The sequence below is a fragment of the uncultured Thermus sp. genome (assembly GCF_938010445.1).
Lineage (GTDB): Bacteria > Deinococcota > Deinococci > Deinococcales > Thermaceae > Thermus > Thermus altitudinis.
The window spans coordinates 1-15,797 of the sequence record NZ_CALLUR010000025.1 but is presented as its reverse complement, the minus strand read 5'-3'; the positions used below and the strand labels follow the sequence as shown (position 1 = coordinate 15,797).

The following is a 15,797-nucleotide window of genomic DNA, read 5'->3' as shown; positions in this document are numbered from 1 at the left end:
CATTCTACCTGGCCCCGTAAGGAAACCGGTAGGCCAGGGCCAGGGCCAAGAGGCCAGCCAGAAAGGGAGGCCCCGCCATGAGGAAGCGGAAGGCGGCCTCGGGATTGGGCCCTGGGGCCTCCCCGCTCACGTAGCCGAATAGGGGGGTGAGGAGGGCAAAGGAAAGGGCCTGCAGGGGCCCGGAAAGCCGGTTTACAAAGCCATAGACGCTATAGTAGACCCCTTCCCGCCTCCTTCCCGTCCTTTGGGCGTCCCGGTCAATGACCTCGGCCAGGAGGAGGTCTCCCAGCACCAAGACCCCACCAAACCCCACCCCGATCAGCACCCCCACGGGCAGGGCCTGCAGGAGGGTGCGGGGCCACAGCAGGAGGAGGGCCCCCAAGGCCAAAAGGCCGATGGCCAAGAGCCACGCCCCCTTGGGGCCCATGGCCCCCGCCAACCGGGCCCAAAGGAACACCGAGGGCAGGGCCGAAAGGAGCACCGAGGCGAAGAGCAAGGAGGTGGCCTCGGGGCCTAAACCCAAGGCGTACTTGGCGTAAAAGGGCATGGCCGCCCCGAAAAGCCCCACGGCGAAGAGGAGGAAAAGGGCCGCCAGGGAGTAAAGCCAAAAGGGGCCATTCTCCAGGGTGTAGCGGAAGGCGGGGAGGAAGGGAAGGGGCGCGGCCTCTTGGGCCTTCGGGTCCTCCCGGATGGCCAGGAGAAAGAGGAGGACCAACACGCCCCCCATGCCCCCATAGAGGAGGGCCATGCCGGAAAAGCCGAGGGCGGTGTAGACCAAGGGGGTTAGGGCAATGCTCACCGCCAGGCCCAGGAAGTAAAAGCCCTGCCGCCAGGCGTTGGCCCGGGCCCGCTCCTCCTGGCTCCTGAAGAGCTCGGGAAAAAGGGCGGCGTGGTTCACCCAGGTGAGGGCGGCGAAGGTCTCAAAAAAGAGGATCACCACCAAGCAGTATCCAAAAAGGGCCTCACCCTGCCGGAAGCGCTCCGGCACGCTGAAGGTGAGGTAAAAGGCCAAAAGCAAAAGGGGAAGCCCCAGGAAAAGCCAAGGCCGCCTCCGGCCCCACGGGGTCCTGGTCCGGTCCGAGAGGTAGCCGAAAAGGGGGTCGTTCACCGCATCCCACAGGGAGAAGACCAGGCGGGCCAGGGCGAAGGCCCCGGCGGCCAGTCCCATGTGGTCCAGGTAGTAGAAGGCCAAATAGGTCCCGAAGGTCTGGCCCGGCAGGGTAAGCCCCAGGGCACCCAGGGCGTAGGCGATCCGGGTGGGGATCACCAGGCCACCCCCAGGGGCAGGATGGGTTCCAGGTACTCCACCTCGAGGACATGCCGCGACCAGAGCCTTTCCCCTTCGTAGGCCTCCCCCACCAGGCGGTAAGCCCCCGGGGAAAGCTGCCTTAAAGCCTCCTGTAGGGGGAGGTAGCGGGCCTGGACCTCGAGGGGGCTTTCCCAAAGCTCCCCCAGGCTGAAAAACCTTCGGGCCTCCCCGGGGGCCAGGGCCACCTCCTCCGCGTAAAGGGAAAGGCCTTGCGGGCCTTCCAGGAAAAGGTGAACCCGGAGGCTTAAGGGCCTTTCCAGGTCGCTTATGAGCCAGGCCTCCTGCAAGGGAGGTCCCCCCACCTCCACCCTCTTTCGGTAGGGGACAAGGGAGAGGAGAACCGGGCTGCTGGCCTCCTTTAGGGCGAAAAAGCCCTTCTTGGGCACCCGCTCCACGTCCAAAACCGCCCAGGTGATCCCCTCCCAGGGCTCCACGAACATGAACTGGAAGTAGCCCACCACCCTCCCCTTGCCCCGGCGGTACGCGTGGATGGCAAACTCCAGAAGCTGAGCCTGGTAGGCCTGGGAGTTTTCCACGAAAGCCTCCAAGGAATCCCCCAGCTCCACCCCCGCCACCCGGAAGGTCTCGTGGGGTTGGAAGTTGTGGTAGGCCCAGACCTCCCACCTGGGAGGCCAGGCAGCCTCCCCTAGGACCTGGCGCAAAAGCCCCGCCCGGGGGAGGGCCTGGGCTCCAAACTCGGAAGGAAGAGGGGCCCCGGGAAGGGCCAGGAAGTCCCGCACGTGGCCCCAGTACCAGCCGGGGTAGGGATGCTCGCGGAAGTCGGAGGCCTCCTTCACCGGGCGGGTGGGGTCAGCGGCCCTGAACCCGGCGGAAAGGAGGGGGCCTAAGGTGTGGCGGTTGTGGGTGGGCTCGTTTTGGGCGCACCAGAGGTAAAGGGAGGGATGGGCCCCCAGGACCTCCACCATGGCCTGGGCCTGGCGGAGGGCCTCCTGGGCGAAGGCCTCGTCCGGGGCGTAGCCCCACTGCAAGGGGAAGTCCTGCCAGACCAATACCCCTTCCCGGTCGCAGGCCCGGTAGAAGGCGGGGTGGGTCACGTGGGCGTGGACCCGCACGGCATTGAGGTTGGCCTCCTTAAGGAGGGCCACATCCCGCTGGGCCATGGCCTCGGTGTAACCGGCAAGCCACTGGGTGGGGATGATGTTGGTGCCCCTTAGGAATAGCCTCCTCCCGTTTAGGAGAAGCCAGCCCTCCCCATCCAGCTCCACGGTGCGGAAGCCCAAGGGCACGTTGAGGCTGGCCCCCAAAACCTCCGCCTCCAGGCGGAAAAGATGGGGAAACCCCCGCTCCCACACCTCCCATAACGGCATTTCCGGCAGGTCCCACACCACCTCCCGCCAACCCCGCCCCCCTTCCCCCTCGAGGACCGCCCTCTTCTCCAGGGCCTCCCCGGGGAAGTTTTCCGGGGCAATCCTAAGGTGCACCTCCTCGCGAAAGGGCCTTGGGGCGTCCACCAAGAGGCGCACCCATAGCCGCCACCCCCCGGGCCGGGGAAGGAGGCGGTGGGTGAGGCCCAAAAGGGCCACCTCCTCCCGCAGCCAGACCTCCACCCCGCCCCATAGCCCCCCCGTCCCCCGCTCCTGGCCCCTTTCCGTGGTTCCCCCAGGACGGCAGTCGTGCTGGCCCAAGACCCCCTTGATCTGCCGCTTGAACCGGGGCCAGACCCCTAGGGGTTCCCGGGGGGCCGCGACCCTCAGGAACACCTCCCCACCTGGGGGCAGCTCCAGGAGCCAGGGGAAGAAGTACCCCTGGTGCCGGCCCAGATGGACCCCCTCCACCCAGGCCTCCTGGTAATAGTCCCCCAAGGAACGGAGGAAGCGCCTAGGGCCTCCTTCCGGCAACGCCAGGCGGTACCAGCCCACCTCCGCCTCCAGGCCCTCGAGGGCCCACTGGTGGGGAAGCGCCACCTCCCGCCAACCGCCTTGGGGAAGCTCCGCTGGGGTTTCCGCCCCCTGGGCCAAAAACCACGCCTTTTCCAGCCTCATCCTGCCACCTCCAAAAAGGCCTCGGGGAAGGGGGGAAGGCGCACCCCTCCTTCCCCAGCGGGGTACGCCTTCCCCTCTACCCACACCCGAGAAAGCCTCCCGCCAAAAAGCTTTAGGCCGATCCCGTCCCAGGGCCAAGGGTAGTCCCCTTCGCTTTCCCAGAGGAGACGAAAGCCCCCCTCCACCCTTTGCGCGCGGAAACGGTCTAGGCGATAGGCCCCCGCCCCATCCCCCTCGTCCCAGTAGAGGAGGCCCTGGGCCCCCTCTTCCCCCGGGTAAAGGTGTAGGGTGAGCCCCTCCTCCTGCAAAAGGGGCAGAAGGCTTCCCCCCCGCACCAAAAGGGGAATCCGGTCCAAGGGGGCAGGAAGCCGCACCCAGCCGGGCCCCTCCAAGGCCCCATCCTCCTGCCAGGGGTACCAGCGGCCCGGGGGCAAGGGCACCTCCTTGGCCCGGGCGCCCTCCTCCAGCACCGGGGCCACCAGGAGGGCCTTCCCCAGGAGGAAAGCCTCCCCAAGGCTAGCCCCATGGGGCGGATCCCTGTAGGGCCCTCCCGCCAGGAAAAGGGGCCTTAGGAGGGGAAGCCCCTGGTGGCTTGCCTCATAGGCCAGGGTGTAGAGGTAGGGTAGAAGCCCTTCCCTAAGCCCCATGGCCCAGCGCACCCCCGCCAAGACCTCCTCCCCAAAGCGCCAAGGCTCCCGGCGCTTTGTCCAGCGGGCGGAGTGGAGGCGAAAGAAAGGGGTGAAGGCGGCCATCTGGAACCAGCGCAGGTAAAGCTCGGGGGAAGGGTCCCCGCTAAACCCCCCGATGTCCGAGCCCACGAAGTACACCCCGGAAAGGGAAAGGCCGAGAAGGGCCCACAAGGTGGTCCTGAGGCCCTCCCAGGTGCTCTCCACATCCGCGGTCCAGGCCCAGGCGAACCGCTGTACCCCCGCATACCCGGCGCGGGTGAGGAGGAAGGGCCGGGAAAGCGGGGCCCATGTACGAAACCCTTCCCAGCTGGCCCGGGCCATGAGGAGGCCGTAGAGGTTGTGGGCCAGGAGGTGGTCGCCCCCTTGGCCCTCGAGGCTATGGCGCACCCCCTTGGGAAAGGTGGGCTCCCCCCAGGCGGCGAAGAGGGCGGGCTCGTTCATATCCAGCCAGAAGCCCGAAACCCCCAGCTCCAAAAAGCCCCTAAGCCTATCCCCCCACCAGTCCCGGGCCCGGGGATCGGTGAAGTCGGGGAAGGCGGCCAGCCCGGGCCAGACAGGGCCTAGGAAAACCTCCCCCGAGGGCAGGCGGCAAAACACCCCTTCCCTTAGGCCCTCCTCATAGGGGGGAAACCCCTTTTCCGCCTTGATCCCGGGGTCCAGGATGAGCACCGTGCGCACGCCCTTTTCCCGGAAGGCCCGCACCATCCCCCCTAGGTCGGGGAAGCGCCCTTCGTCCACGGTAAAAACCCGGTAACCCCGCATGTAATCTATGTCCAGGTGCACGGCCCTTAAGGGGAGGCCCCGCCTTAGGAAACCTTCCACCACCTCCTCCACCTCTTCCCTCCTCCTCAGCCCCCAGCGGGCATAGTGGAAGCCCAAGGCCCAGCGGGGCGGCAGGGGCGGAAGGCCGGTAAGGCCCAGGTACCGGGCCAAAGCCTCCTCCAGGGGCCCTGGAATCAGGTAGTAGCGGAAGGGGCCACCCCAAAAGCCCACCAAGGCCTCCTCCCCCCGAAGGTCGGCAAAGCCGTCCGCGGGGTTCTCGTAGAAGGCCAGGTACCCCCCCTCGTGAAGGAGGGAAAGCCAAAGGGGCACGGAAAGGTAAAGGGGGTCCTCCCCCAGGCCGTAGCTTCCCCCAGGGTCCCGGTTCCAGAAGCGGAAGACCCCACCCCGGCGGTCCAGGGGAAAGGCCCTTTCTCCCAGGCCCAAAACCCTTTCCCCCGGGGCTAGGCGCACCCGGTGCCGCCAGGCCCTTCCCGAGCGCTCGGGGTAGGCCTCCCGCCGCAAAAGCCTTCCTTCCCCATCCCAGATGCTGAGGCCTTCCTCCTCTAGACGTAGGGCTAGGCGGGGGGTTTTTAGGAGGTAACCCTCCGGGGTCTCTAGGCGCTCGGGTTCCCAGAGCGGGGGCTTGCTGTCCGCCAGGGCATAGGGCGGCACGGCCTCCCGGGGAAACCAGGTGAGGCGGAGGAGGTCCTCGCCGAGGAAGACCGCTTCAACATACGGACTCCGTCCGTGACCAAGATACGGACCTTGCCCGTGACCAAGATACGGACTAGCTTCTGGGCCGGGCTTGGCCTCCTGGAAGTACACCCTAACCCCCCCGGGAATGGCCTCGAGGCCCCTAGGCCTCCCCACCCCCTGCCAAGCCTCCGCCACGGGGGCCCTCCCCTCCAGGGCCTCCAGCTGGTCCCTCCTCCGGGCGTACTGGAGGGCGAGAAGGATAATGCCCGGGCCCAGGAAGGCCACGGTTTTAGCCGCACTCCAAAGCGTTTTCAGCCAACCTTTGCGGGGTGCACCCATACCCTCCCCTCCCTACTCCAAAAGGATCCGCCTCACCTCGCACCCCTCCAGCAGGGCCCGCACCCTTTCCGGAGGCACCTTGGGCCTACGCCGGAAGTCCAAAAGCCCGTTTTCCTCCTGAAAGGTGTCGTAGAGCTGGGTGTAGCCAAACCCGCCCAGACGGCTTTCGCACGCCACCTGCACGTAGCGCAGAACTTCCGCCAAAAAGGCCTCCTCCCCCTCCACCTCCCGGTAGCCCCAGCCCGGGGTAGGCCCCTTGAGCCTCAAGCCCCCAAACTCGGAGAGGAAGGGGCGCACCCCCTCAGGCACCCCCTCCCAGGAAAGGGGCCGGCCCATGGGGGCCAGGGGAAAAGCCCCTTGCGCATAGCGGCGGGATAGAACCTCGGGGGGAGCGTAGTCGTGCACGGTGTAGAGGTCCCAAAAGGGCCCGTGTTCCCAACCGTCGTTGTCCACCAAAAGGCGGCCGGGATCCAAGGAACGGGCGAGCAGGAAGACCCCTTGGAGGAAGGCCTGGGTTTCCCGCCTCCAGGGGGCAAGCCCCCAGCTTTCATTGAAAAGGACCCAGGCCACCACGCTGGGGTGGTTATAGTCCCGCTCCAAAGCCGCCTGGAGTTCGGCCAGGTAACGCCGGGCCGCAGTCGGGGAGAAGCGGAAGAAACTGGGCATCTCGGCAAAGACCAAAAGCCCAAGCCGGTCCGCCAGGTGGAGGTAGCGGGGGTCTTCCAGCTTCTGGTGCTTGCGCACCCCATTGAAGCCCAAGGCTTTGGCCAGCTCCACGTCCCGCCTAAGGGCGGATAGGCCCGGGGCCGCCAGGTGGCCTTCGGGCCAAAGCCCCTGGTCCAAGGCCAGCTTGGGGAAGTAGGGCTCCCCGTTGAGGAAGAAGACCCCCTCTCTGGCGGAAACCTCCCTTAGGCCCCCGTAGGAATAGACCTCGTCCAACACCCGCCTTCCCCTAAGGAGGCGGAGGCGCAAGGGGAAAAGCACCGGGTTTTCCGGCCGCCAAAGGAACTCCTCCCCCTTCCCCTTCAAGGGAAGCCCCAAAAACCCCCGGGCGAGCCCGCCCGCAAGAGGAAAATGGGCTTCCAGCCACGGCTTATCCCCAAAGGACACCTCCCCCTTCGCCCCCGGGAAAAGGGCCACCTCCACCCCGTCCCCTTCCCCTTGGACCTGGGCCTCGAGGTGGAAGCCCAAGGCCTTTAGGTCCGGGGTGAGGCGCAGGGCGGCGATATGGCTTTCCGGCACCCATTCCAGCCACACCGGCTGCCAGATCCCCGTGGTGCGGGGGTAGAAGATGCCCTCGGGCTCGCCCAGGGCCTGCTTGCCCCGGGGCATTTCCGGGTCGGAAGGGTCATCCTCGGCCCGCACCAGCAGCGTCAAGGGCCTCCCCAGGAAGGGGGTAAGCTCCAGGCTGAAGGGGGTATGCCCGCCCTCATGCGCCAGAACCCTCACCCCATCCAGGAAAACCTCCGCCCGGTAGTCCACGGCCCCAAAGCGCAGGAAAAGGCGAAAGCCGGGCCGGGGCTTGACCCTTAGGACCTTTCGGTACCAGGCCACCCCTACCCAGGGCTCCTGCACCCCGCTACCCGGGGCCTCGGGGGGAAAGGGCACCCGGATCCTGCGGTCAAAGCGCACCCTTTCCGGGCCCTCCGCCTCGCTCAGGGCGAAGTCCCAAAGGCCGGACAAGTCCCGCCAACCTGGACGCTCTAGGGTGGGCCTTGGATGGTTGGGGTCCAGCTTCATAGGGCCTTACTCCCTTATCTCGTGGGGGAAGAGGGCGGTGAGGAGGTAGGCCAAGAGGATGGCCACCCCCGGGATCACCGCCACCAGGAAGCGGAAGGCCAGGCCTGGGTTGGGCCCGGGGTTTTCCCCGCTCACGTAGCCGAAAAGGGGCCCCAGGAGGGCAAAGGAAAGCCCCACCAGGGCCCCCGAGGCCCGGCCCAAAAGCCCCACCAGGCTGTAATAGGCCCCTTCCCGCCGGGTTCCCGTCCTCTCGGCATCCAGGTCAATCACCTTGGCCATCACCACCTCCCCCGTGACCCGCACCCCGGCAAACCCCACCCCCACCAAGGCCCCCACCAGGATGGCGGGGAAAAGGCTTTGCGGCAGGAAGAGGAGCAGGGCCGCCAAACCCATGAGCAGGTGGGCAAGCCGCCAGGCCCGCTTCCCCCCCAAGGCCCCCGCCAGCCTTCCCCAGAGGAAGACCGAGGGCAAGGCCACCAGGAAGACGGCGGCGAAGAGAAAGGTGGTGGCGGCCTCGGGCAGGCCCAGGCTGTGCTTGGCGTAAAAGGCCATGCCCGTCTGGATCACCATGCGCCCAAACTCAAAGAGAAGCCCCACCAGGGCCGCCACCCAGAAGGCCCGGTTGGCCAGGACCAGGCGGAAGGAGTCCCTTAGCCCCAGGCCGCTTTCCGCCTTGGGATCCTCCTGGATACCCGGGAGGAAGAGGAGAAAGGCCCCAAGGGCAAGGGCAGCGAAGAGGAGGGCCATGCCCAAAAACCCCACCTGGGCGTAGACCAGGGGGGCCACGGCAATCCCCAGGATCAGCCCGAAAAGCTCCGTGCCCCGCTTTAAGGCGGCCGCCCCCGCCCTTTCGGAAAGTCCTCGGAACATCTCCGGGAAAAGGGCCCCGTAGTTGGTCCAAACCACGGTGGCCGTGGTCTCGTAAAGGACGATAGCCAGGGCGAAATAGTAGGGAAGAACCTGGGGAGAACGGGCCCACTCGGGCACCCAGAAGACCAGGATGTAGAAAAGGAGGAAAAGGGGTATCCCCAAAAGGAGCCAAGGGCGCCTGCGGCCCAAGGGGGTCTTGGTGCGGTCGGAAAGGTGGCCGAATAGGGGGTCGTTGACGGCATCCCAGAAGGCATACACCGTGCGGGCCAGGGCATAGAAGGCGGCGGAAAGGCCCAGCTTTTCCAGATAAAAGAAGGCCAGATAGGTGCCAAAGCTTTCGGAAACCAAGGTAAGCCCCAGCTGCCCCGAGGCGTAGCGCCACTTTTTCATCACCGCCTCCTTCTAAAGCGCATCCCGGACCATCCGCCACGTCAGGGGGTAGAACTCCGCCAAAACCCGGCGCACCTCGGGGTGGGCCAGGGCGAAGTAGTCGGCCTCCCGCGTCCGCCAGTCGGGAAGGGCCCGGCCCTCGGGGGTGGGGAGGGCGCTGTGGTGCACCAGGTAGTAAAGGCCCGGAGGGAGCTGGGCCAGGTCCAAGTAGAAGCCCAGCCGCTCCTCCGGGGGAAGGCCATAGGCATCCAGGAAGCGCACCCTGGGGAAGGGCACCCGGGCCAGGAGGCGTTCCAGGTCGGGCAGGAAGGCCGGGGGAACCCCCAGGCCCTCGAGGCTCTCCGGCACCAAGGGCACCAGGTGGTACTCCTGGGCCAACCGCAGGTAAACCTCCGCCAGGTCGGGCCTTAGTACCGCCCCTTGGTGGGTATCCACGTGGGTGGGGGAGAAAAGCCTTTTGGCCGCCGCAATCTGGGCCCTTAGCTCCCGTTCCACCTCCTCGAGGCGGGCCCTTTGCCACAGAACCTCCAAGGAACTGGGGAAATACCCCGCCTCATCCCTAAGGCTTTCCCCTTCCGTCAGGGGCCGCATCCGGGGAGCGGGCCACTCGCTGGTGAGCACCAGGTGCACCCCCAAATCCTCCCCCCTCACCCCGCTGGCCCAGGCCCCTGGCACCATCACGCTTCCCGTGGGAAAGCCCAGGGCCTGGTAGGCGCTGTTTTGCGCATGGGTCAGGCCCAGGTCGTCGTGGTGCAAGAGGAGGACCCGGCGTCCAAAAAGGCCGAGCTTCGCCAAAAGGTCCATAAGACCCCCTTTCCCTTCAGGATTCCATCCTAGCGCAGAGGCTAGGGGAATGCCAGGGAAAAGGGGCCCTTGCGGCCAACCCACCCAGGGGGTGGCTACTCCAAGGCCAGCTCCACCAGCCGCCTGAGGAGCTCGGGGTAAGGAAGCCCCCCGGCGGCGAAAAGCCTGGGGTACATGCTGGTGGGGGTGAAGCCGGGGATGGTGTTGATCTCGTTGAGGTAGACCTCCCCCTCCGCCAGGAAGAAGTCCACCCGGGCCATGCCCCGGATGCCCAGCAGCCTATAGGCCTTCAGGGCCAGCTCCTGCACCGTTTCCTGGGTGCCCGGGTCCAAGGGCGCCGGGATCAAAAGCTCCGCCCGCCCCGGGGTGTACTTGGTTGCATAGTCGTAAAAGGCCGCCCGATAGCGCACCTCCCCCACCGGGCTGGCTTCCCCAAAGATGTTGCCCAAGACCCCCACCTCCAGCTCCCGCACCCCCGAAAGGGCCTTCTCCACCACGGCCTTCTGGTCGTGGCGGAAGGCCTCCGCCAGGGCCTCCTCCAGCCCAGCGTACCCCTCCACCCGGCGGATGCCGATGCTGGAACCCGTGTTGGCGGGCTTGACGAAAAAAGGGGGCTCAAAGGGGATAAAGGGGCGCTCCCCTTGGTAAAGGGCCACCCAGGGCACCACGGGAATCCCCGCCTGGGCCAAGACCCCCTTGCTCAAGTCCTTGTCCAGGCAAAGGGCGCTGGCCGCCACCCCTGCCCCCACGTAGGGCTTGCCTAGCATTTCCAGGAAACCCTGAAGGGTGCCGTCCTCTCCCCATCTTCCGTGTAACAAGGGGAAGACCACGTCAAACCGGCTCCATTCCAAGGAGGGTGGGAAGGCATCCCGGCCCTCCAGGGCCACGCCCGCCTTGAGGGCCTCCTGGGCCTCCTGGCCCAGAAGCCACCGGCCATCCTTGGCGATCACGGCGAGCTCGGTGGGAAAGGGCATATGCTCCAAAACCCCCTGGGCGGAGAGCAAGGAAACCTCGTGCTCGGGGCTCCTTCCCCCGGCGATGAGGAGGACTCTAGGCGCGGCCATGTCTAGAGCTTAGCCTCCCTCTTGGGAAAGGTCCAGACGGTTGTAGCGGGAAGCGCACGGGGCAAGCCCTTCCCTAACCCAGCACAGCACCGCCTCCTTGGCCGCCTCGAGGACCCTCTCCACCACCGGCCACTCCTCGGGAAGGAAGGGGGAAAGCACATACTCCGCCCCCAACTCCCGGGCAGGGGGCTTGCCGATGCCCAGGCGCAGGCGGTGAAAGGCCTCGGTTCCCAGGGCCTCGGCGATGGAGGCCACCCCCCGGTTTCCCGCCGGGCTACCCCCGGCCTTGAGGCGCAGGCGGCCCAAGGGCAGGTCCATCTCGTCGTGAACCACCAAAAGGCGCTCCGGAGGGATCTTGTAAAAGCGCACCAGGGGAGCCACCGCCTGGCCGCTTAGGTTGTAGTAGGTGAGGGGCTTGAGGAAAATCCCCTTCTCCCCTGCCACCTCCGCCTCGGCCAAAAGGGCCTCCCCTTGGGGGCGGAACTCCAGCCCCAGCCGGTCCAGGACCATGAACCCCAGGTTGTGCCGGGTTCTGGCGTAGCGCTCCCCCGGGTTTCCCTGGCCCACCACCAAAAACATTCCTCCTCCCAAAAAGGAGGCGGGACCGCCCGCCGATCCCGCCCCCTATCCCTCCCTCGCCATGGGGTGCTCCCAAGGTGCTCCAGGGCCTGGCCCGGAAAGGGGAGGCACCGGGACAGCCGAGGTGGGGGGTATTACTCCTCCTCTTCCTTCTTGCCCTTCTTGATCACCTCGGGCTCGGCGGGGGCCTCGAGGGCCTCGGCCGCCAGCTTCTCCACGTCCTCAGGGGGCACCACCGCGACGATGGTCTCCTCGGGGGAAACGGCCAGCTTAACACCTTCAGGAAGCTTCAGGTCAGCGGCATGGAGGCTATCCCCGATGCCCAAGCTGGAGACATCCACCTCCAGGAACTCGGGGATGTTCCGCGGGGACACCCTGACCAGGATGTCCCGGTGGATCTCCTGCAACACCCCACCTTCCCGCACCCCCTGGGGCGTACCCACGAAGCGCAAGGGGATGTACATCTCCACCGGCTCATCGGAGAGCACGTAGAAGTCCACGTGCTCGGGGCGGCGCCGGCGCTTATCCAGGTTCACCTGGCGCACCAGGGTGGGAAGCTCCTGGCCATCGGGGAGTTCCAGAACGATCACGTGGTGGATGGAAGCCTGGCGGAAGACCTTGTCAAACTCCCCCAGCTCCACGTACACCTTCCGGTTCAGGTGCTTGTTGTAGATGACACCGGGGAGCTTCCCCGCACGGCGCAAAGCGGCGGGCTTCTCCCCCTCCCGGTACTGGGCTCGCAAACGGTATTCCATGTCTCCTCCTGAACTGTCCAAGGCCCCTAAGGGGCACACTAAGGGAAAGCTTAGCACATCCCTGCGCTTTCCATCCACCCGCGCCTAGGAGAAGACCTTGTAAAGGGTCACCAGCAGGATCAGCACCCCAAAAAGCTGCTTTAGGCGCTGAGAAGGCAGGTAGAGGCTCGTGAGGCGGGAGCCCAGGTAACTGCCCAAAGCCCCCGCCACCACCAAGGAAAGGGTGAGCCCCAGGTCCAGCCGGGCGGTGGGGAGATGGGGCAGGAGGGAGGAGAAGGAAGGGGGCGTCACGGCAAAGGCGTTGATGGCCGCAGCCCGCTTGGGGTCGTGGCCGGTGAGGATTAGGGTGGGCATGAGGAGGAACCCCGGGCCTACCCCCAAAAACCCGGAAAGCACCGAGATGGGGGCCGCCAAGGCCAAGGCCACGGGGAAGTTTTCCCGAGGCGCCTTCGGGGAAACGGGGCGAAAGAGGTTGTAGGCCAGGTAGGCAACCGCCCCCAGGTAGATCCACCACACGTACCGCACCTCCACCCGCTGCACCAGCCAGGCTCCCACCGGGGCGAAGGAGGTGGTAACCAGGGCCAGGAGGATGGCCTTGCGCCAATCCACCAAGCCGCTTTGGGCGAAGCCGAAGACGGCAAAAAGAGCCGTCACCCCATTGAGGAGAAGGGAAAGGGGCTGAACCTGGTGGACCAAATCCGGCAAGAAGAGGCTCAAGAAGGGCACGGCGGCAAAGGCCACCCCCAGGCCCAGCATGCCGGACACCACGGCCAGCAAGAAGAGACCTACCACCACCACCGGGTTCATGCCCGCTCCCACTTTCCCGCCATGGGAATGGCGTCCTTGAGGCTTTGGTAGAGGGTGGAGTTTTTAAGGGTCAGCTCAAAGAGCCTTTGCAACCTTTCATCCGGAGCCGAGCTCTCCAGGTACAGAACAAAGCCTATTTGGGCGATCCTCGGAGGTTTGTCCTCCCGGCGGGCCTCGAGGACCACCCTGGCCCCCGCCAACGGCACCTTGGAGGACTCCGCCACAAACTGGATACCCGTAAGAAGGCAACTGCCCAAGGCGGCCAGGAGGGTTTCCACCGGATTAACTCCCGCCTCCAGGTCGGCGCGGCGGGCCCCCAGGACCAGGGTGAACCCCCGGGCCTCCGCCAAGGCCCTTTGGGCATCCTGGCGGCGTACTTCCACGCGGTAGGCCTGGGACATGGCTAGAAGCTATAGACCGTAGCCCCTTCCAGGGCGTAGTCCACGAAGCGATCCCGGGCATAGGCCAGCCGGATACCCCGGGCCTTGAAGGCTTCCTCGGCCCCCAAAGCCCTAGCGGAGTTAAGACAGGTGTACACCGGCACCCCCTGGGCCACGAGGCCATCCACCCCCTGGTTGTACTCGGCCAAGGCAGGGTCCAAAAGCGCCCGCTCGGCAGGCCCGAAGATGTAGACCTCCAAGTCCACCCCCCGCTCCTCCTTCACTTGGCGGATGCGCTCGGCCAGGTGTACCCCCGTGTTCAGGCTGCTGGGCTCCCCGTGGAAAATGTGGATGACTACTTTAGCCATAAAACCCCCGGAGGGTAGCTTACCCCATCCCCGGGGGACATAGGTACCTCGTCGTACCCCGCCACCTGGCCCATGCCAGGGGTGGAAGCCCCAGATAGGCCCTTCCCTTGGACCCCTCCCGGAAGCGCCTAGCGCAGGGAGCGGCCAAAAGGGGTATCGCCAGGGCCCTAGATCAGGGCGCTCACCGATTGGTTGGTGTGCACGTGCTGAATGGCCTGGGCCAGGAGCTCGGCGGTGGAAAGCACCGTATACCCCCCGTCCTTAAGGGGAATGGTATCGGTGAAGATCACCTCCCGGATGGCCGGGTGGGAGAGGTTTTCCCGGGCCTCCCCCACCAACACCGGATGGGTGGCCATGACCACCATCTCGGGCAAGGCCCCGGCCATGAGCAGCGCCTCCACCCCCCGCCGGATGGTGCCCCCGGTGGAAACGATGTCGTCTATGATCAAGGGCCTTTTCCCCGCCACCTCCCCGATCACGTAGGTGACCGAGGTTTCCTTGGGGCCGTGGCGCCGCTTGGCCAGCATGGCAAAGGGCAGGCCCAGCCTTTCGGAAAGCCGCCTGGCCTCCTCCGCCCGGCCGGCATCCGGGGAGACCACCACCCCGTTTTCCGTGTACCCCTTTTCCTGGAGGTAGCGGGCGAAAAGCCGTACGGCGGAAAGGTGGTCCACGGGAATATCAAAGAAGCCCTGGATCTGGGGCGCATGCAGGTCAATGGCGATCACCCGGTGCACCCCTACCGCCTCCAGGAGGTTGGCCACCAGTTTGGCGCTCACGGGCTCGCGGCCTTGGGTCTGCTTATCCTGGCGGGCATAGCCGAAGTAGGGGATGACGGCGTTGATGCGCCCCGCTGAGCTCCTCCTAGCGGCATCGGCCAGGAGGAGGAGTTCCATGAGGTGGTCGTTCACGGGAGGGCTGGTGGGCTGGATCAGGTAGACGTCGTCTCCCCGAACGCTTTCCAAAAGCTGCACCCGCACCTCCCCATCGGGGAAACGGTCCACCAAAGCCTTGCCCAGAGGAACCCCTAGGGCCTCCGCCACCCGCCGGGCCAGGTCGGGGTGGGCATTCCCCGCAAAAAGCCTGATTTCCATGGACCTCCTCCCCCTTCAGTATGCCAAAAGGGCCTGGGCCAGGAGGCCAAGCCGCCTCGAGGCCCCTTGCAAAAAGGCCTGGAAGTCCCGGGCGGCCTCTTCCCCCGCCCCGTCGGTTACCACCCGCACCAAGGCCATGGGATGGCGGAAGCGCCAGGCCACCATGAGGGCCGCGGCCCCTTCCATCTCCACCGCTTGGGCCCCGTGAAGCCCGGCAAGCCTCCTGGCCTCCTCCCTATCCGCCAGAAACCGGTCCCCCGTGGCCACCACCCCCCGCCGCAAGGGGAAGCCCAGGCTCTCTGCCGCCCTTTCCGCCTTCCCCAAAAGGGCCGGGTCCGAGGGGAAGAACCGCACCCCAAAGGCCGTTTCCCCGGGCTCCCGGCCAAAGGGGGTGAGGTCCACGTCCCACTGCACCGCCCTCTCCGCCAGGAGGAGGTCCAAGGCCCGCAAGGAGGGGTCCAAAGCCCCCGCTACCCCCAGGAAGTAGCTCTCCTGGGGAGCGAAACGGGCCAGGACGTAGGCCACCGCCGAGGCCGCCGCCACCTTGCCCACCCCGGTTTCCGCCACCAGGACCCTTGGGGCCCGGTGGAGGGGGAAAGGGGCCTCGAGGACCTCCTGGACCTCCAAAGCCTCCCTCAGCGCCGAAGCCTCCTCAGGCTCCGCGGCGAAAAAGGCGGTCACCTTCCCTCCAAAGGAACCGTGGGTTGCACCTTCAGGCCTTCCCGCAACACCTTCTCCGCCCAAGCCTTGGCCCCCTGGAGGTCGTGGTCCCGGTAGTTGCCGCATTCCTTGAAGCTAGCCCCGGGAATAGGGCCCTCGTGCAGCAGAACATCCCTCAAGGCCCGCTCCCAGGCCACCAAGACCCTCTCCTCCTCCAAAGGACCCTCCACCACCAGGTAAAACCCGGTGCGGCACCCCATGGGGGAAAGGTCAATGACCCCTTCCAGGTGGTCCCGCAGATAGCCGGCCAGAAGGTGCTCCAGGGTGTGCAAGGCCCCTGTGGGAATGGCCTCCCGGTTGGGCTGGGCCAGGCGCAGGTCGTACTTTTCCACCAAGCCGCTCCCCACCGTTTTCCTTCCCGCCAAGCGCACGTAAGGCGCTTGAACCTTGGTGTGGTCCAACGCAAAGCTTTCCACCTCGGCCATAGGCCC

General features: G+C 66.4%; 15 protein-coding genes. All 15 read right to left on the bottom strand.

The window, feature by feature from the left end:
* Positions 1–4 precede the first annotated feature (4 nt).
* The 15 genes from Q0693_RS01355 to Q0693_RS01285 all read right to left on the bottom strand — a co-directional run bounded on the left by Q0693_RS01355 (position 5) and on the right by Q0693_RS01285 (position 15,791).
* On the bottom strand, positions 5–1,264 hold the full coding sequence (locus Q0693_RS01355) for an MFS transporter (protein ID WP_298628615.1): 1,260 nt from the start codon (positions 1,262–1,264) through the stop codon (positions 5–7).
* Positions 1,264–3,312, bottom strand: coding sequence for a glycoside hydrolase family 2 TIM barrel-domain containing protein (locus Q0693_RS01350; RefSeq protein WP_298628591.1), 2,049 nt, complete (start codon positions 3,310–3,312; stop codon positions 1,264–1,266). Before Q0693_RS01350 ends, Q0693_RS01355 begins: the two co-directional genes overlap by 1 nt.
* Positions 3,309–5,798, bottom strand: coding sequence for a TIM-barrel domain-containing protein (locus Q0693_RS01345; RefSeq protein WP_298628589.1), 2,490 nt, complete (start codon positions 5,796–5,798; stop codon positions 3,309–3,311). Before Q0693_RS01345 ends, Q0693_RS01350 begins: the two co-directional genes overlap by 4 nt.
* Positions 5,799–5,810: 12 nt before the next feature.
* Complete coding sequence (locus Q0693_RS01340; protein WP_298628587.1) at positions 5,811–7,538, bottom strand: glycoside hydrolase family 2 TIM barrel-domain containing protein; 1,728 nt, start codon at positions 7,536–7,538, stop codon at positions 5,811–5,813.
* A 6-nt stretch (positions 7,539–7,544) separates the two neighbouring features.
* Positions 7,545–8,798, bottom strand: a complete 1,254-nt coding sequence (locus tag Q0693_RS01335; RefSeq protein ID WP_298628585.1) for an MFS transporter — start codon at positions 8,796–8,798, stop codon at positions 7,545–7,547.
* A 12-nt stretch (positions 8,799–8,810) separates the two neighbouring features.
* A complete protein-coding gene (locus Q0693_RS01330; protein WP_298628583.1) occupies positions 8,811–9,602 on the bottom strand; it encodes a ChbG/HpnK family deacetylase in 792 nt (263 codons plus the stop codon).
* A 95-nt stretch (positions 9,603–9,697) separates the two neighbouring features.
* On the bottom strand, positions 9,698–10,666 hold the full coding sequence (gene ddl / locus Q0693_RS01325; RefSeq protein WP_243029779.1) for a D-alanine--D-alanine ligase: 969 nt from the start codon (positions 10,664–10,666) through the stop codon (positions 9,698–9,700).
* Between the two features lie 9 nt (positions 10,667–10,675).
* Positions 10,676–11,245: an aminoacyl-tRNA hydrolase gene (gene pth, locus Q0693_RS01320; RefSeq protein ID WP_243029781.1), complete on the bottom strand. Its 570-nt coding sequence runs from the start codon at positions 11,243–11,245 to the stop codon at positions 10,676–10,678.
* Between the two features lie 134 nt (positions 11,246–11,379).
* Entirely contained in the window at positions 11,380–12,000 is a 621-nt protein-coding gene (locus Q0693_RS01315) for a 50S ribosomal protein L25 (RefSeq protein ID WP_298628578.1), read from the bottom strand.
* An 84-nt stretch (positions 12,001–12,084) separates the two neighbouring features.
* Complete coding sequence (locus Q0693_RS01310; RefSeq protein ID WP_298628576.1) at positions 12,085–12,807, bottom strand: sulfite exporter TauE/SafE family protein; 723 nt, start codon at positions 12,805–12,807, stop codon at positions 12,085–12,087.
* Positions 12,804–13,208, bottom strand: a complete 405-nt coding sequence (locus Q0693_RS01305; protein WP_298628574.1) for an OsmC family protein — start codon at positions 13,206–13,208, stop codon at positions 12,804–12,806. The genes Q0693_RS01310 and Q0693_RS01305 overlap by 4 nt, the downstream gene beginning before the upstream one ends.
* Before the next feature lie 2 nt (positions 13,209–13,210).
* Entirely contained in the window at positions 13,211–13,555 is a 345-nt protein-coding gene (locus tag Q0693_RS01300; RefSeq protein WP_298628572.1) for a hypothetical protein, read from the bottom strand.
* 167 nt (positions 13,556–13,722) lie between these two features.
* Positions 13,723–14,646, bottom strand: coding sequence for a ribose-phosphate pyrophosphokinase (locus Q0693_RS01295; RefSeq protein WP_243029790.1), 924 nt, complete (start codon positions 14,644–14,646; stop codon positions 13,723–13,725).
* Positions 14,647–14,661: 15 nt separating this feature from the next.
* The gene (mtnN, locus tag Q0693_RS01290; protein WP_243029792.1) at positions 14,662–15,327 is read right to left on the bottom strand and encodes a 5'-methylthioadenosine/S-adenosylhomocysteine nucleosidase; all 666 of its coding nucleotides are present in this window, start codon (positions 15,325–15,327) and stop codon (positions 14,662–14,664) included.
* Positions 15,324–15,791, bottom strand: coding sequence for an S-ribosylhomocysteine lyase (locus Q0693_RS01285; RefSeq protein WP_243029794.1), 468 nt, complete (start codon positions 15,789–15,791; stop codon positions 15,324–15,326). Before Q0693_RS01285 ends, mtnN begins: the two co-directional genes overlap by 4 nt.
* Between the last annotated feature and the right edge of the window lie 6 nt (positions 15,792–15,797).